The sequence below is a fragment of the Idiomarina sp. HB genome (assembly GCF_048059115.1).
Classification (GTDB): domain Bacteria; phylum Pseudomonadota; class Gammaproteobacteria; order Enterobacterales; family Alteromonadaceae; genus Idiomarina; species Idiomarina abyssalis.
Genome location: NZ_JAYLVU010000002.1, coordinates 344,433 through 363,761, shown reverse-complemented (window position 1 = coordinate 363,761; position 19,329 = coordinate 344,433). Strand labels below are relative to the sequence as shown.

Below are 19,329 nucleotides of genomic sequence, written 5' to 3'. Positions count from 1 at the left end.
GACCACTGAAAGTCGGATCCCGAAAATCGGGAGCGGAAATTCTAATGGTCATATTTTCGCCTGTCAAGGCTATACAAAAGAAGCCGGCACTTTTACAGTACCGGCTTCTGTACACGAACGTTAAAAACGTTCGCTAATTATTCTGCAGAATCATCACCTGCAGAACTATTTCCAGCATTTAAGGCATCCGCAAGTTGTTGCTCTGCCTGCTCTGCAGTCATGGTTGGCTCGATATCAACATTCAGTTCATCCAGTCGACGCTGCATGCGCTCTTTGTGATATGAGTAACCTGTACCCGCAGGAATCAGACGACCAACAATTACGTTTTCTTTCAGTCCACGTAAGCTGTCTTTCTTACCGCCAACTGCTGCTTCGGTAAGAACACGCGTTGTTTCCTGGAACGAAGCCGCTGAAATAAACGATTCAGTCGACAACGATGCCTTGGTAATACCCAACAACTGACGTTCAAACGTTGCTGGTTTCTTACCATCCGCTTCCGCTTTTGCGTTAGCGGCTAACACTTCTGACATTTCAACCATCTCGCCTTCCAGCAAGTTAGTATCGCCAGCACGTAAAATAAGGGCTTTACGCAGCATTTGACGAACAATAGTTTCAATGTGCTTATCGTTAATTTTTACACCTTGCAGGCGATAAACTTCCTGCACTTCATTAACGATGTAGTTAGCCACAGCACTAACGCCACGTAGGCGGAGAATATCGTGAGGTGCTTCAGGACCATCGGCGATAACTTCACCTTTAGTCACTTGCTCACCTTCGAACACGTTCAGCTGACGCCACTTCGGAATCATCTCTTCGTGCTGATCGCCACCGTCTGTTGGGGTGATCAATAAACGGCGTTTACCTTTGGTTTCTTTACCGAAGGAAACTGTACCTGTTTTCTCTGCAAGAATTGCTGGTTCTTTTGGCTTACGCGCTTCGAACAAGTCAGCAACTCGTGGCAGACCACCGGTAATATCGCGAGTCTTAGAACCTTCCTGTGGAATACGCGCTAAGGTATCACCAATTCTAACCTCGGAATTATCTTCCAGGTTAATGATAGCGTTACCCGGCAAGAAGTATTGCGCCGGAATGTCAGTACCTGCGATGTTTACGTCGTTGCCTTTAGCATCAACCAACTTAACCATTGGACGCATGTCTTTACCGGCACTGGTACGTTGACCAGTTTCCAGTACAACGATGCTTGAAAGGCCAGTCAGCTCATCCGTTTGACGTGTCATAGTGACGCCATCAATCAAATCAACAAACTTAATGCGACCTTCTACCTCGGTAATGATTGGGTGCGTGTGCGGGTCCCAGTTAGCAACAGTTTCGCCGCCGTCTACTGAGTCGCCTTCACCTTTCTTCAGAACCGCACCGTAAGGTACTTTGTAACGTTCACGCTCACGACCATACTCGTCAATCAGCGTTAGCTCGGTTGAACGTGATGTAATAACGTGTGCTTTATCGCTGTTTACAACCCACTTGGCGTTGTGCAGCTTGATAGAGCCAGGGTTTTTCACCTGAATGTTGTTTTCAGCTGTTGCACGAGATGCCGCACCACCAATGTGGAAGGTACGCATGGTTAACTGTGTACCCGGCTCACCGATTGACTGTGCTGCAATAACACCAACCGCTTCACCCTGGTTAACCATGTGGCCACGAGCCAGGTCACGACCGTAACAGTGCGAACAAACACCAAAGTCTGTATCACAGGTGATAACCGAACGAACTTTAACTTCGTCGATAGAGTTCTCTTCTAACAAGTCACACATTTTCTCATCAAGTAATGTGTTTCTTGGAAGCAACTCTTCTTCGCTGCCAGGCTTCATTACCGGCTCACAAAGTACTCGACCCAGTACACGTTCACGCAATGGCTCTACCACGTCTCCGCCTTCAATCAACGGTTTCATGTAAAGACCTTCGTATGTGCCACAGTCTTCTTCCATGATCACAACGTCTTGCGATACGTCAACCAGACGACGCGTCAGGTAACCTGAGTTCGCTGTCTTCAGTGCCGTATCGGCCAAACCTTTACGCGCACCGTGCGTAGAGATGAAGTACTGAAGTACGTTCAAACCTTCACGGAAGTTAGCCACGATTGGCGTCTCGATGATTGAGCCATCTGGCTTAGCCATCAAACCACGCATACCAGCCAACTGACGAATCTGTGCGGGGCTACCACGAGCGCCGGAATCCGCCATCATAAAGACCGAGTTGAATGACGCTTGCTCTTCGTCTTCACCGTCTTTATTTTTAACGATTTCTTTCGACAGGTTATCCATCATTGCTTTCGAGACTTTCTCGTTAGCAGTTGACCAAATATCGATAACTTTGTTGTATTTCTCACCCGCAGTTACCAGGCCTGACTCGAACTGTTCCTGAATTTCAGCAACTTCATCTTCTGCTGCAGAAACAATTTCTTTCTTCGCTTCAGGGATAACCATGTCATTAATACCGACAGATGCACCTGAGACCATTGCATAATGGAAACCGGTATACATAATTTGGTCAGCAAAAATAACCGTATCTTTCAAACCAAGGTCACGGTATGCCTGGTTCAGCATACGACCAATTGGCTTTTTACCCATAGCCTGATTGATCAGCTCAAACGGCAGACCTTCTGGCATAATCAGTGACAAAATGGCACGGCCACAGGTGGTATCGCGCAATTCTGTTTTCGTTGTGCGGTTACCGTCTTCATCAATGGTGGTATCGGTGATACGCACTTTAACGCGACTGTGTAACTCGACTTGACCCGTACGATAGGCTTTTTCAACCTCGTTCGGATCTTTGAAAATCATGCCTTCGCCTTTACCGTTGATTTTTTCTTTGGTCATGTAATAAAGACCAAGTACAACGTCCTGCGAAGGAACGATGATTGGATCGCCACTTGCTGGTGACAGTACGTTGTTGGTAGACATCATCAACGCACGTGCTTCTAACTGCGCTTCTAGCGTCAGCGGCAAGTGCACAGCCATTTGGTCACCGTCAAAGTCGGCGTTATAAGCCGCACAGACCAATGGGTGCAACTGAATGGCTTTACCTTCAATCAGTACCGGTTCAAACGCCTGGATACCCAAACGGTGAAGTGTCGGTGCACGGTTAAGCAGTACTGGGTGTTCTTTGATGACTTCATCAAGTACGTCCCAAACTTCTGCCGTTTCGCGCTCAACCATTTTCTTCGCTGCTTTAATGGTTGTCGCTAAACCACGACGCTCTAATTTACCGTAGATGAACGGCTTGAACAGTTCCAGAGCCATCTTCTTAGGTAAACCACACTGGTGCAGGCGTAACTTAGGACCAACGGTAATAACCGAACGGCCTGAGTAGTCAACACGTTTACCCAGCAAGTTCTGACGGAAACGACCCTGTTTACCTTTGATCATGTCTGCCAAAGATTTCAGAGGACGCTTGTTAGAACCAGTAATAGCACGACCACGACGACCGTTATCTAACAACGCATCAACCGCTTCCTGAAGCATACGTTTTTCGTTGCGCACAATAATATCTGGTGCAGCAAGGTCTAATAAACGCTTCAAACGGTTGTTACGGTTAATAACGCGACGATATAAGTCGTTAAGATCCGATGTCGCAAAACGACCACCATCCAAAGGTACCAACGGACGCAAGTCTGGTGGCAGGATTGGAAGTACTTTTAAGATCATCCACTCAGGCTTATTGCCTGATACCTGGAAAGCCTCTAGTAACTTCAGTCGTTTGCTGATTTTCTTACGTTTAGTTTCTGAATTAGTCTCAGGTAACTCTTCGCGCAACTTCTGAATATCGCCGTCGATATCCACAGCACGTAATAGATCCAGAACAGCTTCTGCACCCATTTTAGCGTCAAATTCATCACCGTGTTCTTCAAGTGCGTCTAAGTATTCGTCTTCTGTCAGAATTTGACCCTGCTCCAGAGACGTTAAGCCACCTTCAGTTACAACGTAAGATTCGAAGTAAAGTACACGCTCGATGTCACGCAGCGTCATATCCAGCATTAAACCAATACGCGAAGGTAATGATTTAAGGAACCAGATATGGGCAACTGGGCTCGCCAGCTCAATGTGACCCATGCGCTCACGGCGTACTTTGGTCAAGGTGACTTCTACGCCACACTTTTCACAAATAACACCACGGTGTTTCAGGCGCTTGTATTTACCACACAAGCACTCATAGTCTTTTACCGGACCAAAAATACGAGCACAGAACAAACCATCACGTTCAGGTTTGAAGGTACGGTAATTAATAGTCTCAGGTTTTTTCACCTCACCATATGACCAACTACGGATCATATCTGGAGACGAAAGAGCGATGCGAATACCATCAAACTCTTCTGCCTGATTCGTCGGCTTTAAAAGCTTCAGCAAGTCTTTCACGATTTATCTCCTGTCGGAGTTCAACCTACGGGGAGCGCAAGCACTCCCCCAATTTATTCCAGCAACAGCGTCTTAGTTCTGTTCTAGCTCGATATTGATGCCCAGCGAGCGGATTTCTTTCAACAATACGTTGAAGGATTCCGGCATGCCCGCTTCCATCTGCAAGTTGTTGTCGACAATGTTTTTGTACATCTTCGTACGACCGTTCACGTCGTCCGACTTAACTGTCAACATTTCTTGCAAGGTATAAGCCGCACCATATGCTTCCAGTGCCCACACTTCCATCTCACCGAAGCGCTGACCACCGAACTGAGCTTTACCACCCAGTGGTTGTTGAGTAACCAAGCTGTACGAGCCAGTTGAACGTGCGTGCATCTTATCGTCAACCAAGTGGTTCAATTTGAGCATGTACATGTAACCGACAGTTACGTCACGTTCAAATTTATCACCGGTACGACCGTCAAATAACGGAATCTGACCTGATTCAGGTAAGTCTGCCAGCTTCAACAACGCTTTAATCTCTTCTTCCACTGCACCATCAAATACTGGTGTAGCAGTAGGCAGACCCGCTTTCAAGTTACCGGCTAAGCGCATGACTTCATCATCAGAGAACTCACTAATGTCGACTTTCTGGCGACATTCGCCTAAGTCATACACTTGCTGTAAGAAATCACGCAGTTCTTTGATAGCACGCTGCTGTTTCAGCATCTTATCAATCTTGCTACCGATACCGCGCGCAGCCATACCTAAGTGGGTTTCCAGAATCTGACCGATGTTCATCCGCGAAGGTACACCCAACGGGTTCAATACGATATCTACTGGGTTACCTTCATCATCGTGCGGCATGTCTTCCACAGGGATGATAGTTGAGATAACACCTTTGTTACCGTGACGGCCAGCCAGTTTATCACCAGGCTGAATGCTACGACGGACTGCTAAGTAAACTTTAACGATTTTCAGAACACCCGGCGCTAAATCATCGCCTTGAGTGATCTTGCGACGTTTAGTCTCAAACTTAGTGTCGAAGTCATCGCGAATTTGCTGATATTGCTCAGCAATTTGCTCAAGTTGAGCCTGAGCGTCTTCGTTACCTAAGTCTTGAGTTAACCAGCTTGCACGATCCACACTTGCCAGCTTGGCTTCATCAAAGCCATTACTTAGCAACAGGTTACGAGCACGGTTGTAAATACCTTCTTCAAGAATCTTAAATTCTTCTGTCAGGTCTTTCTTAACCTTAGCCAGCTGCATTTCTTCAATCGCTACCGCACGCTTGTCTTTTTCTACGCCGTCACGAGTGAATACTTGCACGTCAATAACAGTACCGTTAACACCATTTGGAACACGCAGTGAGCTGTCTTTAACATCAGACGCTTTCTCACCGAAGATTGCTCTCAAAAGCTTCTCTTCAGGCGTTAACTGAGTTTCACCTTTAGGCGTTACTTTACCAACCAGAATGTCGCCGCCGTTAACTTCTGCACCGACATAAACAACACCGGACTCATCCAGCTTGCCTAATGCAGATTCACCAACGTTTGGTATATCAGAGGTAATTTCCTCAGCACCCAACTTGGTATCACGAGCGACACAGTTTAATTCTTGAATATGGATGGTTGTCATCCGATCTTCTTGCGCTACGCGCTCAGAAATCAGAATCGAATCCTCGAAGTTATAACCGTTCCAAGGCATGAAGGCCACGCGCATGTTCTGACCCAGTGCTAATTCACCTAAGTCAGTTGACGGACCGTCAGCTAAAACGTCACCGCGAGTCACAGGTTCGCCTGGATTCACAGTCGGTTTCTGGTTAATACAAGTGTTCTGGTTAGAACGCGTGTATTTGGTCAGGTTATAAATGTCGATGCCCGCTTCACCCGGAACCATCTCTTCTTCGTTAACCTTAACAACGATACGACTGGCATCTACGTAGTCGACCACACCGCCACGCTTAGCAACAACGGTAACACCGGAGTCAACTGCGATTGTGCGTTCGATACCAGTACCAACTAACGGCTTATCAGCGCGTAAAGTCGGTACAGCCTGACGTTGCATGTTCGAGCCCATCAAAGCTCGGTTAGCATCATCGTGTTCCAGGAACGGAATCATGCTTGCTGCAATAGAAACGATCTGCTGTGGTGCAACATCCATGTACTGGACCTGCTCTTTACTCATCAGCGTAAATTCGTTTTTATGACGGCATGGCACTAAATCTTCTGTCAATTCGCCTTTGTCGTTCAGCCCTACGTTCGCCTGAGCGATAACATAGTTGCCTTCTTCAATAGCCGACAAGTAATTAACATCGTCTGTTACAACACCATTCTCTATACGACGATAAGGCGTTTCTAAAAAGCCATATTCGTTGGTACGCGAGAACGTAGACAGCGAGTTAATCAGACCGATGTTCGGTCCTTCCGGCGTTTCGATTGGGCACAAACGACCATAGTGCGTTGGGTGTACGTCACGAACTTCGAAGCCTGCACGTTCACGAGTCAAACCACCCGGACCTAACGCAGAGATACGACGTTTGTGCGTCACTTCTGACAATGGGTTGTTTTGGTCCATGAATTGCGACAGCTGGCTTGAGCCAAAGAACTCTTTAACCGCGGCACTAATTGGCTTCGCGTTGATAAGATCCTGTGGCATGGTGTTATCTAAATCACCCAGCGACAAGCGTTCTTTTACTGCACGTTCTACACGTACCAAACCAACACGGAATTGGTTTTCTGCCATTTCACCGACTGAACGGATACGGCGGTTACCCAAGTGGTCAATGTCATCAACTTCATCTAAACCGTTACGGATTTCGATGAGCTTTTTCATGACATCAACGATGTCTTCTCTGGATAACGTATTATCACCACTTAAGTCATCACGACCTAAACGACGATTAAACTTCATGCGACCGACTGTTGATAAATCGTAGCGTTCTTCACTGAAGAACAAGTTATCAAACAGAGTTTCTGCAGCTTCACGCGTTGGTGGCTCGCCCGGGCGCATCATGCGGTAGATTTCAACTAAGGCTTCTAAGCGATTGTTACTTGAATCTACACGCAAGGTTTCGCTCATGTATGGACCATGGTCCAAATCATTGACGAACAGCGTTTCAATTTTCTTAATACCAGCTTCGCTAAGCTCAGCGATAAGCTCAAGAGTCAGCACATCGTTAGCATGGCCAACAACTTCGCCGGTTTTCTTGTCGGCATAGTCTTTCGCTAATACTTTTCCAACCATGTATTCAGCCGGCACTTCCATTTCTTTAATACCCAGCTGTTCAAGCTGGCGAATATGGCGTGCGGTGATACGACGGCCTTTTTCGACCAAAACTTCGCCTTCAGCGCCTTTAATGTCAAACTTGGCGGTTTCGCCACGCAGACGCTCAGGCACTAACTGCATCTTCACCTTAGTTTTAAGGATCTCGAAGTAAGTAGTGTCGAAGAACATATCGAGGATTTCTTCAGTGCTGTATTCCAATGCACGAAGAATAATAGACGCCGGTAATTTACGACGACGGTCGATACGTACAAAAACGTTGTCTTTAGGATCAAATTCAAAATCCAACCAAGAGCCACGGTAAGGAATAACACGCGCGTTATACAGGACTTTACCTGACGAGTGAGATTTACCTTTATCGTGATCAAAGAACACACCAGGTGAACGGTGGAGCTGAGAAACGATAACTCGCTCTGTGCCATTGATAACGAAGGTTCCGTTTTCTGTCATTAACGGAATTTCGCCCATGTACACTTCTTGTTCTTTAATGTCTTTAACTGTACCGGCAGCTGCTTCTTTATCAAACAGCACCAGACGCAGTTTCACACGCAATGGTGCTGAGTAGGTAATGCCACGGATTTGACATTCTTCAACGTCAAACGCCGGCTCACCCATGTGATAACTGACGTACTGCAGTTCCGCATTACCAGAATAACTGGCAATAGGAAAAACCGAACGAAAAGCCGCTTCCAGACCATTATTGGCTTCTGGATCGACTTCAATAAATTTCTTAAATGAATCAAGCTGCATAGACAGCAAATAAGGAACTTCTAAGACCTGAGGTCGTTTACCGAAATCCTTACGAATACGTTTTTTTTCAGAGTAGGAGTACGCCATGGGGTTCCTCAGCTAGCTGATTGATGACCCTAACCAACGAGTGGTTCGATGGTTAAAAACAGATTAATCTTTTATCTGTCGATCCCGTTGTTATCTTTTTTCGCTTATCTGTATCCAACGTCGGGCAAAATGATACAAGCGATACAGCGCAAAAAGGCTGGTGGTTAATTAACCACCAGCCCAAGGCCTAAAAGGCCATATGTCGTACAAAAGTGAAATTACTTAACTTCAACTTCCGCACCAGCTTCTTCAAGCTGCTTTTTCAGCTCTTCAGCTTCGTCTTTGCTTACACCTTCTTTGACTGCTACTGGTGCAGACTCAACCATAGCTTTAGCTTCTTTCAAGCCAAGGCCAGTTGCGCCGCGAACAGCTTTGATAGCGGCAACTTTGTTAGCGCCAGCTGCTTTCAGCATTACGTCAAATTCAGTTTTCTCTTCAGCTGCTGCTTCGCCGCCTGCTGCTGGAGCAGCTACTGCTACTGCTGCAGATGCGTCAACGCCGAATTTCTCTTCAGCTGCTTCGATCAATTCAACCAGTTCCATTACTGGCATTTCAGCGATCGCGTTTAAGATGTCGTCTTTAGTCAGAGCCATTACTCTAAACTCCTGGGTTGATAATTACAAAAAATGGTTAAAAAAACCAACGTATTATTTAGCGTCTTTAATTGCAGCCAACGTTCTAACGAACTTGCTAGGTACTTCGTTAACAGTTTTAACGAATTTGCTAACAGGTTCTTTGAAGGTGGCGAGCAATTTAGCCAATGCTTCGTCACGAGTCGGAAGTGAAGCAACTGCATCCAGTTTTTCTGGACCCATGATGCCATTACCGATTGACAGAGCTGTCACTTGCAAGTTCTTGTTTTCTTTTGAGAAGTCTTTGAACAAACGAGCTGATGTGCCCGGTGCGTCCATTGAAAACCCATAAACAAGAGGTCCTTTAAGTGCATCGCCCATGTCTTCAAACTGTGTGCCTTCAAAAGCGCGTTTTGCTAGTGTATTTCGTACAACTTTAACGAAAATACCCTGCTCACGAGCTTTCTTGCGCAGCGCAGTCATATCGGCTACTTCGATGCCTCGATATTCAGCAACGGTGACGGCTAGCGCATTTGAAGCAACTTCGTTAACTTCCTTAACGATGGCTTTCTTTCCGGCTAAACCAATTGCCACTGATATCACCTCGTTTTCAATTTGGGACCGAAGTCCCTCGTTACAATTAGGTGGGATAAACCCACCGCGTTGTCACGGTGATTCTCTACCCAGAGAGCCTGAGTCGGATATCACCATCTGCGTAGGAAATTAAGTGCCACTACCCAATATTCCGGGATACTCGCGGTACACCTACGGTCTTGGACGGGAGCCTTGCTTTGTTGCGACTTAGCAACGCCGCGGCAGCTCCAACCCATAAACCATTACATTAACCGAACTGAGCGAATTAAACCGCTGCTACAGTTGCCTGGTCAATGCTTACACCAGCACCCATCGTTGTAGACAAGCTGATGCGTTTTAAGTAAACACCTTTAGCTGATGAAGGCTTCGCTTTCTTAAGAGCGGCCAACAAGGCTTCAAGGTTTTCTTTCAATTTGTCGTTATCGAAATCTACACGGCCGATTGTTGCGTGAACAATACCGTTTTTGTCGTTACGATAGCGAACCTGACCTGCTTTAGCGTTTTTAACCGCTGTTGCTACGTCAGGTGTTACAGTACCTGTTTTCGGGTTAGGCATCAGGCCGCGTGGACCTAAGATTTGACCTAATTGACCGACAACACGCATTGCGTCAGGCGAAGCCACGACTACGTCGAAGTTCATCTCGCCTTTCTTAACTTGCTCTGCCAGGTCTTCCATACCAACGATGTCTGCACCGGCTTCTTTCGCTTTCTCTGCATTGTCACCTGAAGTGAATACAGCGACGCGAACGTCACGACCAGTACCGTTTGGCAGTACAGTAGCACCACGAACGTTTTGGTCAGATTTACGAGCATCGATGCCTAAGTTTACTGCGACATCAACACTTTCAGTGAACTTTGCTGTTGCTAACTCTTTTAACAGAGTGATAGCTTCATTCACATCGTAATCACGGGCTTCAACTTTCTCTGCGATCATACGAGCGCGTTTTGTTAATTTAGCCATTGATTAGCCCTCCACGTTCAAGCCCATCGCACGAGCAGAGCCGGCGATAGTGCGTACAGCTGCGTCCATGTCGGCAGCAGTCAAGTCAGGTTCTTTAGTCTTAGCAATTTCTTCTAATTGCGCGCGAGTTACCGTACCAACTTTCTTGGTGTTTGGCTCGCCTGAACCACTTTTGATACCAGCCGCTTTCTTCAATAAGAAAGACGCAGGAGGTGTTTTAGTAATAAATGTGAATGAACGGTCTTCGAAGACTGTGATTTCAACAGGAACCGGAGCACCTTTTTCAAGGCTATCGGTTTGCGCGTTGAACGCTTTACAGAATTCCATGATGTTCACACCGTGCTGACCCAATGCAGGACCAACTGGCGGTGACGGGTTAGCTGAACCAGCAGCTACCTGTAATTTGATAATGGCCGATACTTTCTTCGCCATGATAATTACCTCTGTTGTGGGTTTAACGCCTCGTAACTTTTCAGAGGAAAGTTACTCTAACGGCTTCCCGTTAAAAAAGGACGCGAATTATAAGTGACTTCGCGCCATAGATCAATCATTGTCTTGCTGCTTTTTTGATCAAGCTTTCTCTATCTGACCAAACTCAAGCTCAACTGGCGTTGCGCGGCCAAAGATTGAAACAGAAACCGTTACACGGCTTTTCTCGTAATCAACCTCTTCAACCGTACCGTTGAAGTCAGCAAAAGGTCCGTCGTTTACGCGAACCACTTCGCCTGGCTCAAACAAGGTCTTAGGCTTAGGCTTGTCTGCAGAATCTTGTAAGCGATCCAGAATAGCGTCAGCTTCTTTCTTGGAGATAGGGGTTGGGCGGTCACTGCTGCCACCGATAAAACCAAGTACGCGGGGCACGCTTTTAATTAAGTGCCATGCATCTTCGTCCATGTCCATTTCGACCAAAACGTAACCTGGGAAGAATTTACGCTCGCTTTTGCGACGAACGCCACCGCGCATTTCAACCACTTCTTCTTTCGGTACAAGAATTTCGCCGAACTTGTCTTCCATACCATGCATTTTGATATGTTCTTTCAGAGACTCGGCAACACGTGCCTCATAACCGGAAAAAGCTTGTACGACGTACCAACGTTTCTTATCGCTCATGGTTAAATCTCCAATCCGGTTAAGAAGCCAACCACACGAACCAGGATACCATCAAGGCCCCAAAGAATAAGTGCAACAATAACAGTGGCAACAATAACTATAAGCGTGGTCTGAGTTGCTTCCTGACGCGATGGCCAAACAACCTTTCTTACTTCGGTGCGGCTTTCTTTAGCAAACGACAGGAAGGTTCTTCCTTTCGTCGTCGTGCTTGCAAAGAAACCTGCTAAGGCCACTAAAACAACCACAGCAATAGCGCGATATAAAACCGACACTTCTTCTGTGTAATAGTGATTACCGCCAATAGCAACAACTAAAAGGGCGATTGCGATTATCCATTTCAAACTGTTCAACGAACTGCTCTGCGTCTCGTTATTTGCGCTCATTCTTTAATCCTAGTTGCGACCGGTCTTCGCTTTGAATCAATAAAATCTGGCAGGGGCGGAGGGATTCGAACCCCCAACCGTCGGTTTTGGAGACCGCTGTTCTACCAATTGGAACTACGCCCCTAAATTTGCCTACCCTACAATTGGTGCAGGATTGGACGCGGTATTATACCTATTATGGTTTTTGACGCAAGCCCAGCCGACGCGCATGTCGGCTTTTACAGGCATAAAAAAGCCCGGCCAAAGCCGGGCTCTTAAAATCAACAGGACAGCATTAGTCCATGATTTTTGATACGACGCCTGCACCTACGGTACGGCCACCCTCACGGATAGCGAAACGCAGACCTTCGTCCATTGCGATTGGAGCAATCAGCTCCACAACAAACTTCAGGTTATCACCAGGCATAACCATTTCTACGCCTTCTGGCAATTCTACAGCACCAGTTACGTCCGTTGTACGGAAGTAGAACTGTGGACGGTAGCCTTTAAAGAATGGCGTATGACGGCCACCTTCGTCTTTGCTCAGTACGTAAACTTCTGCTTCGAACTTAGTATGCGGAGTGATAGTACCTGGCTTCGCCAATACCTGACCACGCTCTACTTCGTCACGCTTCGTACCACGCAACAAGGCACCGATGTTCTCACCTGCACGACCTTCGTCAAGCAGCTTACGGAACATTTCAACACCAGTAACAGTCGTCTTCGTGGTGTCTTTCATACCAACGATTTCACACTCGTCGCCTGTACGCACGATACCGCGCTCTACACGACCGGTTACTACCGTACCACGACCTGAAATCGAGAATACGTCTTCGATTGGCATGATGAACGGCTTGTCGATGTCACGCTCTGGCTCTGGGATGTATGAATCCAGCGCATCCGCTAACTCAACAATTTTCTTCGCCCAGTCTTCGTCGCCTTCCAGCGCTTTCAGTGCTGAGCCCTGAATTACTGGCAGGTCGTCGCCCGGGAAGTCATACTCTGACAACAACTCACGAACTTCCATTTCTACCAGCTCTAACAGCTCTTCATCGTCTACCATGTCACATTTGTTCATGAATACTACGATGTAAGGAACGCCTACCTGACGTGAAAGCAGGATGTGCTCACGAGTCTGTGGCATTGGGCCGTCTGTTGCCGCTACTACCAGGATTGCGCCGTCCATCTGTGCAGCACCGGTGATCATGTTTTTAACATAGTCAGCGTGCCCCGGGCAGTCTACGTGCGCGTAGTGGCGAGTTGGCGTGTCATATTCAACGTGTGACGTTGAAATAGTAATACCACGCTCTTTCTCTTCTGGCGCGTTATCGATGGCTGCGAAGTCTTTCGCCGCACCACCATAAACTTTTGCCAAAACTGTTGTGATAGCAGCAGTCAGTGTAGTTTTACCGTGGTCAACGTGACCAATGGTGCCGACGTTTACGTGCGGCTTCGAACGTTCAAATTTTTCTTTAGACATTGCAGCCTCTCTAACAAAATTCTTTCGGTGTGTTACCTAAGCTAAAAAGCAAGACCGAGGTTTATTAGGGGCCTAAAGTGAAATGGTGCTGATAGGCGGATTCGAACCGCCGACCTCACCCTTACCAAGGGTGCGCTCTACCAACTGAGCTATATCAGCACTAACGGAATTTGGAGCGGGTGGCGGGAATCGAACCCGCGTCATCAGCTTGGAAGGCTGAGGTAATAGCCACTATACGACACCCGCAAATTCACAATTTTGTGAGGCCACCTCAAAACCAAGGAAATTGCGTGGTGGAGGGGGCAGGATTCGAACCTGCGAAGGCTGAGCCGTCAGATTTACAGTCTGATCCCTTTGGCCACTCGGGAACCCCTCCCGCATTTTGCAATTTGAATTGGTGCCGGCAGAGAGAGTCGAACTCCCGACCTACTGATTACAAGTCAGTTGCTCTACCAGCTGAGCTATGCCGGCACCCCGGTTAGGTGGAGCGCATTCTATGGTACTAAATTTGATAGTGCAATAGATGCGTGCAATTTTTTTGATTTTTTTGTTCTGACTGGTCAGTTTTTATCTACATCGGATGAAAACTGACCGTCTTTTAGTAACATATACTATAGTCGTTTACTTGCCAAAAGGGTGCCGTAAAACGATGGTTTCTTTACGATCAGGACCGGTTGAAATGATGTCTACCGGAACACCTGTTAAGGCTTCAATACGGGCAATATAAGCCAGCGCTTCAGGAGGTAACTCATTGTGCTTTGTTACACCCACTGTGCTTTGTTGCCAGCCAGGCATGCTTTCGTAAATAGGCTCAACAACTTCGTAATCTTCTGCAGATAACGGCGGGTGATCGGTCACACTGCCGTCAGCAAGTTGGTAGCCGGTACAAATTTTCAATTCTTTAAGGCCGTCTAATACGTCTAACTTAGTTAAGCAGAAGCCACTGATAGAGTTGATTTGTACAGCCCGGCGCATGGCAACGGCGTCTATCCAGCCAGTACGACGTTTACGTCCCGTTGTTGCACCAAATTCATGGCCTTTTTCACCTAAATACTGCCCCACTTCACAATCGAGTTCTGTCGGGAAAGGCCCACTACCGACACGAGTGGTATAGGCTTTTACAATACCTAACACATAGTCAATATAACGAGGACCAAAACCAGCGCCTGTAGCAACGCCACCGGCAGTCGTATTTGAAGAGGTGACGTAGGGATAAGTACCGTGATCAATGTCCAGTAAAGTGCCCTGCGCACCTTCAAACATTATTGACTCGCCGTTTTTGCGAGCCTTATCCAGTAACGATGGTACATCGGCTACCATTGGTTTTAATACTTCAGCGAATTCTTCGCATTGCTTCAGAACAGTTTCAAAGTCAATCGCATCAGCTTTGTAGTATTCAACCAAAGAGAAGTTGTGGTAGTCGACCAGTTCTTTTAGCTTTTCACCGAAGCGTTTCATATCGAACAGGTCGCCAACGCGCAGACCGCGGCGGGCAACCTTATCTTCATACGCAGGACCAATACCACGACCGGTTGTTCCAATCGCCTCTTTACCTCGGGCACGCTCTCGTGCCTGATCAAGAGCAATATGGAATGGTAAAATTAGAGGGCAGGCTTTGCTAATTCGAAGACGGTCAGCAACAGGAACATTACGTGCTTCCAACATGGCCATTTCTTCCATCAGCGCTTCAGGTGACAAGACAACGCCGTTGCCAATAACGCACTGAACGTTGGTGCGTAGAATACCTGAAGGAATTAAATGCAGAACGGTCTTTTCACCGTCAATAACCAATGTGTGTCCAGCGTTATGTCCACCCTGATACCGCACAACCATTGTGGCTTTATCGGTTAACAGGTCGACAATTTTACCTTTGCCTTCATCACCCCATTGGGTGCCTAGAATTACAACGTTCTGACTCATGATTGCCCCGCGTAAAAAAAATCGGAGCGATCTTACCTTTTATCGGAGGGTTTGTACATCGGAGGAGAGCGCCTGATGATCACATCAGACGCTCATTCTTGATTACTCTTCAGATTTTCCCATCATATTTTGTAAATAACGGAAGAAGTCACTGTTCGCATCCAGCACTAACATGTCATTGCCGGTACCGAATGAGCTACTGTAAGCTTCCATGCTGCGAATAAAGGCAAAGAACTCAGCATCTTTTTGATACGCCTCAGCATAAATTCTCGCTGCTTCCGCATCACCTTCACCACGTAATTCACGTGACTGACGCTTAGCATCAGCAAGCATTACCGTTACACGGGCGTCAACATCAGCACGAATAAACTCAGCCTGCTCACGACCTTCTGAACGGTGCTCTGTCGCCACCGCATTACGTTCTGCACGCATACGCTGGTAAATCGACTGACTCACTTCGTTCGGTAAGTTGATTTGCATAACCCGAACATCCAGCACTTCAACACCTAAGTCGGAAGCACTTTCTGAGCCCTGAATCAGAGCTTCGCGCATTAACTCATCACGCTCGCCGGAGACGATGTCTGAAATAGTGCGGTTACCAAACTCACTGCGTAAGCCACTGTTAATACGACGTGTCAGCAGTGCTTCGGCCTGGAGATAGTTACCGCCATTAGTACTCAAGTAAAAGGTCGAAAAGTCATTAATACGCCACATGACATAGGTATCAACAATCAAGTCTTTCTTCTCACTTGTTACAAAGCGATCCGGATCTCCGTCCAGCGTCTGTAGACGCGCATCAAGCTTTTTAACCTGCTCAATGAAAGGAATTTTAAGATGCAGACCTGGTTCGAAAACCATGGCTTCACCCGTCTGAGCGTCACGTTCTACCTTACCGAACTGGATTAAGATGGCACGTTCGCCCTCTTTAACCACATAAACGGAGGACAGACCCAGAACGACCAGGACCACAACAATAATTGCGATTAGGTTTTTCATTAGTTTCGACCTCCGCTACGGTTACTGCTGCGCGTATTTTGTGACTCTGAACCACTGTTTGAAGAGCCACCTGAAACATTTTCAGGAACACGCGTCGGAGAGAATGTATTCGTATTTCGACCTTGCTTTTCCAGAAGCTTTTCAAGCGGTAAATACATCATGTTATTACCACCTTCAACGTCAACCAATACTTTAGGCGTTTTTGCATAAAGGTCTTGTAACGTATCTAAGTAAATACGCTCGCGAGTGACTTCTGGCGCATTTTGATATTGAGGTAACAGCTCTTCAAAGCGAGCAACCTCACCCTGAGCTTCCAGGATAATTTGTTCACGGTAAGCCTGTGCTTCCTGCAACATACGACGTACCTGACCACGTGCCAATGGCTCTACTTCACGAGCATAAGCCTCAGCTTCACGGATGAAGCGTTCTTCATCTTCCTGTGCTGAGATGGCATCATCAAATGCGTCTTTAACCGCTTCCGGCGGACGAGCTGGCAGTAAGTTAATATCGACGATCTGTAAACCAACGGTGTACGGATTCATCGTTTTTTCCAGCATTTCCAGCGTGTTGGCTCTGACCTCTTCACGACCACGGGTCAAAACTTCGTCCATGGTTGTGTGACCAACCACATAACGCAATGCGCTATCGGTCGCTCTGGATAATACGCCGTCAGCATCTTCGACATTAAATAGGTAAGAACGCGGATCAACAACACGATACTGAACATCAAGTTCAACACGCACCACGTTTTCGTCCTGAGTCAGCATATAACCGTCGGTTTTATCTGAGCGAATGTTGTTAACGTCAACATGCTCTACCGAGTCAATAAATACCGGACGCCAGTGAAGTCCCGACTCAACCAGTGAATGGAATTGACCGAAACGCAGTACAACACCGCGGTCAGCTTCTTTTACTGTGTAGAAGCCAGCGATAAACCAAACAATTAACGCAATAATTGCGATAATACCGATGCCTTTACTCGGGATACCTGAACTGCCCCCCGAGCCGCCGCCTTTCTTGCCACCAAAACCGAATTTGGAAAACAGTTTACGAACTGCTTCGTCGAGATCAGGTGGCCCCTGATCCCGGCCACCTTGATTTTTCCATGGGTCACGGTCGTTGTTATTACCGTTTCCCGGTTGATTCCAAGCCATTGAGTGCTCCAAGTTTTTAATAAAACTGTTGCTAATAATTTTTATTCAGGGATGACCAAGTCATCCAGTTGATTGCCGTAGGCCTTATGTAAACGCTGCCAGTCTACCGATGACATTCGCACTTGCAACGCAAGTTCGCCATTTTCGTTAACATCTTCTGATGTTACGCAATTCCAACGGTATAATGTACCACGTAATTTACCCATTGAGTGCGGGATTTTAAGGGACAGCTCAACCATCTGTGGACCAAGTATCTGCCGCAACGCTTCCAGCACATGCTCAATACCAAGCCCCTGTTGAGCTGAAACCCATACTCTTATTGGCTTTTCGTTATCATCGTAATCGATTCTGGGTTCGGCACCATCTACTTGATCTATTTTATTACAAATAATTAACTGAGGTACATCACCCGCATCAATTTCTTCTAAAACCTCAGCAACCTGATCCATATTATTTTGCTGCTGTTCGTCGCTGACATCAACCACATGTAATAATAAGTCGGCTTCTTGAGTTTCCTGAAGCGTTGCCTTAAAAGCAGCGACCAGGTCATGCGGTAAGTGACGAATGAAACCAACGGTATCGGCCAGAATAACGTCGCCAATATCTTCTACTGCAAGTTTTCTGAGGGTTGGGTCAAGCGTAGCGAATAGTTGATCCGCCGCATAAACACCCGCCTCAGTCAGGCGATTAAACAACGTCGACTTACCAGCGTTGGTATAACCCACCAGCGATACCGTCGGAATATCTGCTTTCTTACGTGCCCGACGACCCTGTTCTCGCTGCTTTTGTACTTTTTCCAGACGCTTTAAAATGTTTTTAATACGTCCGCGAATTAAACGTCTGTCGGTCTCAAGCTGGGTTTCACCCGGTCCACGTAAACCTATACCACCTTTTTGTCTTTCAAGGTGGGTCCAGCCTCGTACCAAACGAGTTGATATATGACGCAACTGTGCAAGCTCAACTTGCAGCTTACCCTCGTGAGTACGCGCACGCTGCGCGAAAATATCCAGAATAAGACCTGTACGATCTAAAACCCGGCATTTACAAACAGCCTCAAGGTTTCGCTCTTGGGTAGGTGACAGCGCGTGATTAAAGATAACAATGTTGGCGTCTAACAGCTTCACCTGTTCGGCAATTTCTTCTGCCTTACCACTACCAACAAAATATCGGGGAGTTGGGGAGCTACGACTGGATGTCATCACTCCCATCGTTTTCACGCCCGAAGAATCAGCTAAGAGTTGTAATTCTGAGAGATCTTCTCGGTCAACTTCTGCGGGTAAATCCACATGAACCAATATTGCGTAGTCGCCACCTTCATACCTATCGAACAAGTTGTTCAGACCTCTCTTTCATTATCAATCTTCTAATTCAGCCATATCTTCTGCAGCTTGCTGCGGCAAATAATTTTGCGGGATACGCGCAGGCACAACCGTTGAGATTGCATGCTTGTACACCATTTGGCTAACCGTATTCTTTAATAAGACAACGAATTGATCAAAAGACTCAATTTGCCCTTGTAATTTAATGCCATTAACTAAGTATATAGATACTGGTATGCGCTCACGACGTAACGCATTTAAGAATGGGTCTTGTAAAGTTTGCCCCTTAGCCATCTTGGATTCCTTTTTATCGTTATTAATATCCAATGTGTAAATAGTAAGCCACAGGACTGCCAATTTGCAGTCACCTGTAAAGACACACTAGAC

The 19,329-nt window shown here is 46.8% G+C and carries 14 protein-coding genes and 5 tRNA genes; all 19 read right to left on the bottom strand.

Annotation, left to right across the window (positions count from 1 at the left end):
• Nucleotides 1-137 precede the first annotated feature (137 nt).
• On the bottom strand, nucleotides 138-4,373 hold the full coding sequence (gene rpoC / locus VBY75_RS07535) for a DNA-directed RNA polymerase subunit beta' (protein ID WP_199495183.1): 4,236 nt from the start codon (nucleotides 4,371-4,373) through the stop codon (nucleotides 138-140).
• A 72-nt stretch (nucleotides 4,374-4,445) separates the two neighbouring features.
• Nucleotides 4,446-8,474 (bottom strand): DNA-directed RNA polymerase subunit beta, encoded by a 4,029-nt coding sequence (gene rpoB / locus VBY75_RS07530; protein WP_054491333.1) that lies wholly within the window; start codon nucleotides 8,472-8,474, stop codon nucleotides 4,446-4,448.
• Nucleotides 8,475-8,692: 218 nt separating this feature from the next.
• On the bottom strand, nucleotides 8,693-9,067 hold the full coding sequence (gene rplL / locus VBY75_RS07525; RefSeq protein ID WP_054491334.1) for a 50S ribosomal protein L7/L12: 375 nt from the start codon (nucleotides 9,065-9,067) through the stop codon (nucleotides 8,693-8,695).
• A 54-nt stretch (nucleotides 9,068-9,121) separates the two neighbouring features.
• Nucleotides 9,122-9,640, bottom strand: a complete 519-nt coding sequence (rplJ, locus tag VBY75_RS07520; RefSeq protein WP_054491335.1) for a 50S ribosomal protein L10 — start codon at nucleotides 9,638-9,640, stop codon at nucleotides 9,122-9,124.
• Nucleotides 9,641-9,905: 265 nt separating this feature from the next.
• A complete protein-coding gene (gene rplA / locus VBY75_RS07515; RefSeq protein WP_054491336.1) occupies nucleotides 9,906-10,601 on the bottom strand; it encodes a 50S ribosomal protein L1 in 696 nt (231 codons plus the stop codon).
• Nucleotides 10,602-10,604: 3 nt separating this feature from the next.
• The gene (gene rplK / locus VBY75_RS07510) at nucleotides 10,605-11,033 is read right to left on the bottom strand and encodes a 50S ribosomal protein L11 (protein ID WP_011233603.1); all 429 of its coding nucleotides are present in this window, start codon (nucleotides 11,031-11,033) and stop codon (nucleotides 10,605-10,607) included.
• Between the two features lie 138 nt (nucleotides 11,034-11,171).
• Nucleotides 11,172-11,711 (bottom strand): transcription termination/antitermination protein NusG, encoded by a 540-nt coding sequence (gene nusG, locus VBY75_RS07505; protein ID WP_054491337.1) that lies wholly within the window; start codon nucleotides 11,709-11,711, stop codon nucleotides 11,172-11,174.
• 2 nt (nucleotides 11,712-11,713) lie between these two features.
• Nucleotides 11,714-12,094, bottom strand: a complete 381-nt coding sequence (secE, locus tag VBY75_RS07500) for a preprotein translocase subunit SecE (protein WP_054491338.1) — start codon at nucleotides 12,092-12,094, stop codon at nucleotides 11,714-11,716.
• A 47-nt stretch (nucleotides 12,095-12,141) separates the two neighbouring features.
• A tRNA-Trp gene (locus VBY75_RS07495) sits at nucleotides 12,142-12,218 on the bottom strand.
• 150 nt (nucleotides 12,219-12,368) lie between these two features.
• Nucleotides 12,369-13,553, bottom strand: coding sequence for an elongation factor Tu (tuf, locus tag VBY75_RS07490; RefSeq protein ID WP_199495133.1), 1,185 nt, complete (start codon nucleotides 13,551-13,553; stop codon nucleotides 12,369-12,371).
• 83 nt (nucleotides 13,554-13,636) lie between these two features.
• Nucleotides 13,637-13,712, bottom strand: a tRNA-Thr gene (locus tag VBY75_RS07485).
• Nucleotides 13,713-13,724: 12 nt separating this feature from the next.
• Nucleotides 13,725-13,799: transfer RNA gene (locus tag VBY75_RS07480), tRNA-Gly, on the bottom strand.
• A gap of 45 nt (nucleotides 13,800-13,844) precedes the next feature.
• Nucleotides 13,845-13,929, bottom strand: a tRNA-Tyr gene (locus tag VBY75_RS07475).
• 19 nt (nucleotides 13,930-13,948) lie between these two features.
• Nucleotides 13,949-14,024 (bottom strand) — tRNA-Thr (locus VBY75_RS07470).
• Nucleotides 14,025-14,174: 150 nt separating this feature from the next.
• Entirely contained in the window at nucleotides 14,175-15,473 is a 1,299-nt protein-coding gene (locus VBY75_RS07465) for an adenylosuccinate synthase (protein ID WP_271332182.1), read from the bottom strand.
• Between the two features lie 102 nt (nucleotides 15,474-15,575).
• On the bottom strand, nucleotides 15,576-16,469 hold the full coding sequence (hflC, locus tag VBY75_RS07460) for a protease modulator HflC (RefSeq protein WP_054490699.1): 894 nt from the start codon (nucleotides 16,467-16,469) through the stop codon (nucleotides 15,576-15,578).
• Nucleotides 16,469-17,623, bottom strand: a complete 1,155-nt coding sequence (gene hflK, locus VBY75_RS07455; RefSeq protein WP_054490701.1) for an FtsH protease activity modulator HflK — start codon at nucleotides 17,621-17,623, stop codon at nucleotides 16,469-16,471. The genes hflC and hflK overlap by 1 nt, the downstream gene beginning before the upstream one ends.
• 41 nt (nucleotides 17,624-17,664) lie before the next feature.
• The gene (hflX, locus tag VBY75_RS07450; protein WP_199495209.1) at nucleotides 17,665-18,954 is read right to left on the bottom strand and encodes a ribosome rescue GTPase HflX; all 1,290 of its coding nucleotides are present in this window, start codon (nucleotides 18,952-18,954) and stop codon (nucleotides 17,665-17,667) included.
• A 24-nt stretch (nucleotides 18,955-18,978) separates the two neighbouring features.
• The gene (gene hfq, locus VBY75_RS07445; RefSeq protein ID WP_054490705.1) at nucleotides 18,979-19,236 is read right to left on the bottom strand and encodes an RNA chaperone Hfq; all 258 of its coding nucleotides are present in this window, start codon (nucleotides 19,234-19,236) and stop codon (nucleotides 18,979-18,981) included.
• Nucleotides 19,237-19,329 lie beyond the last annotated feature (93 nt).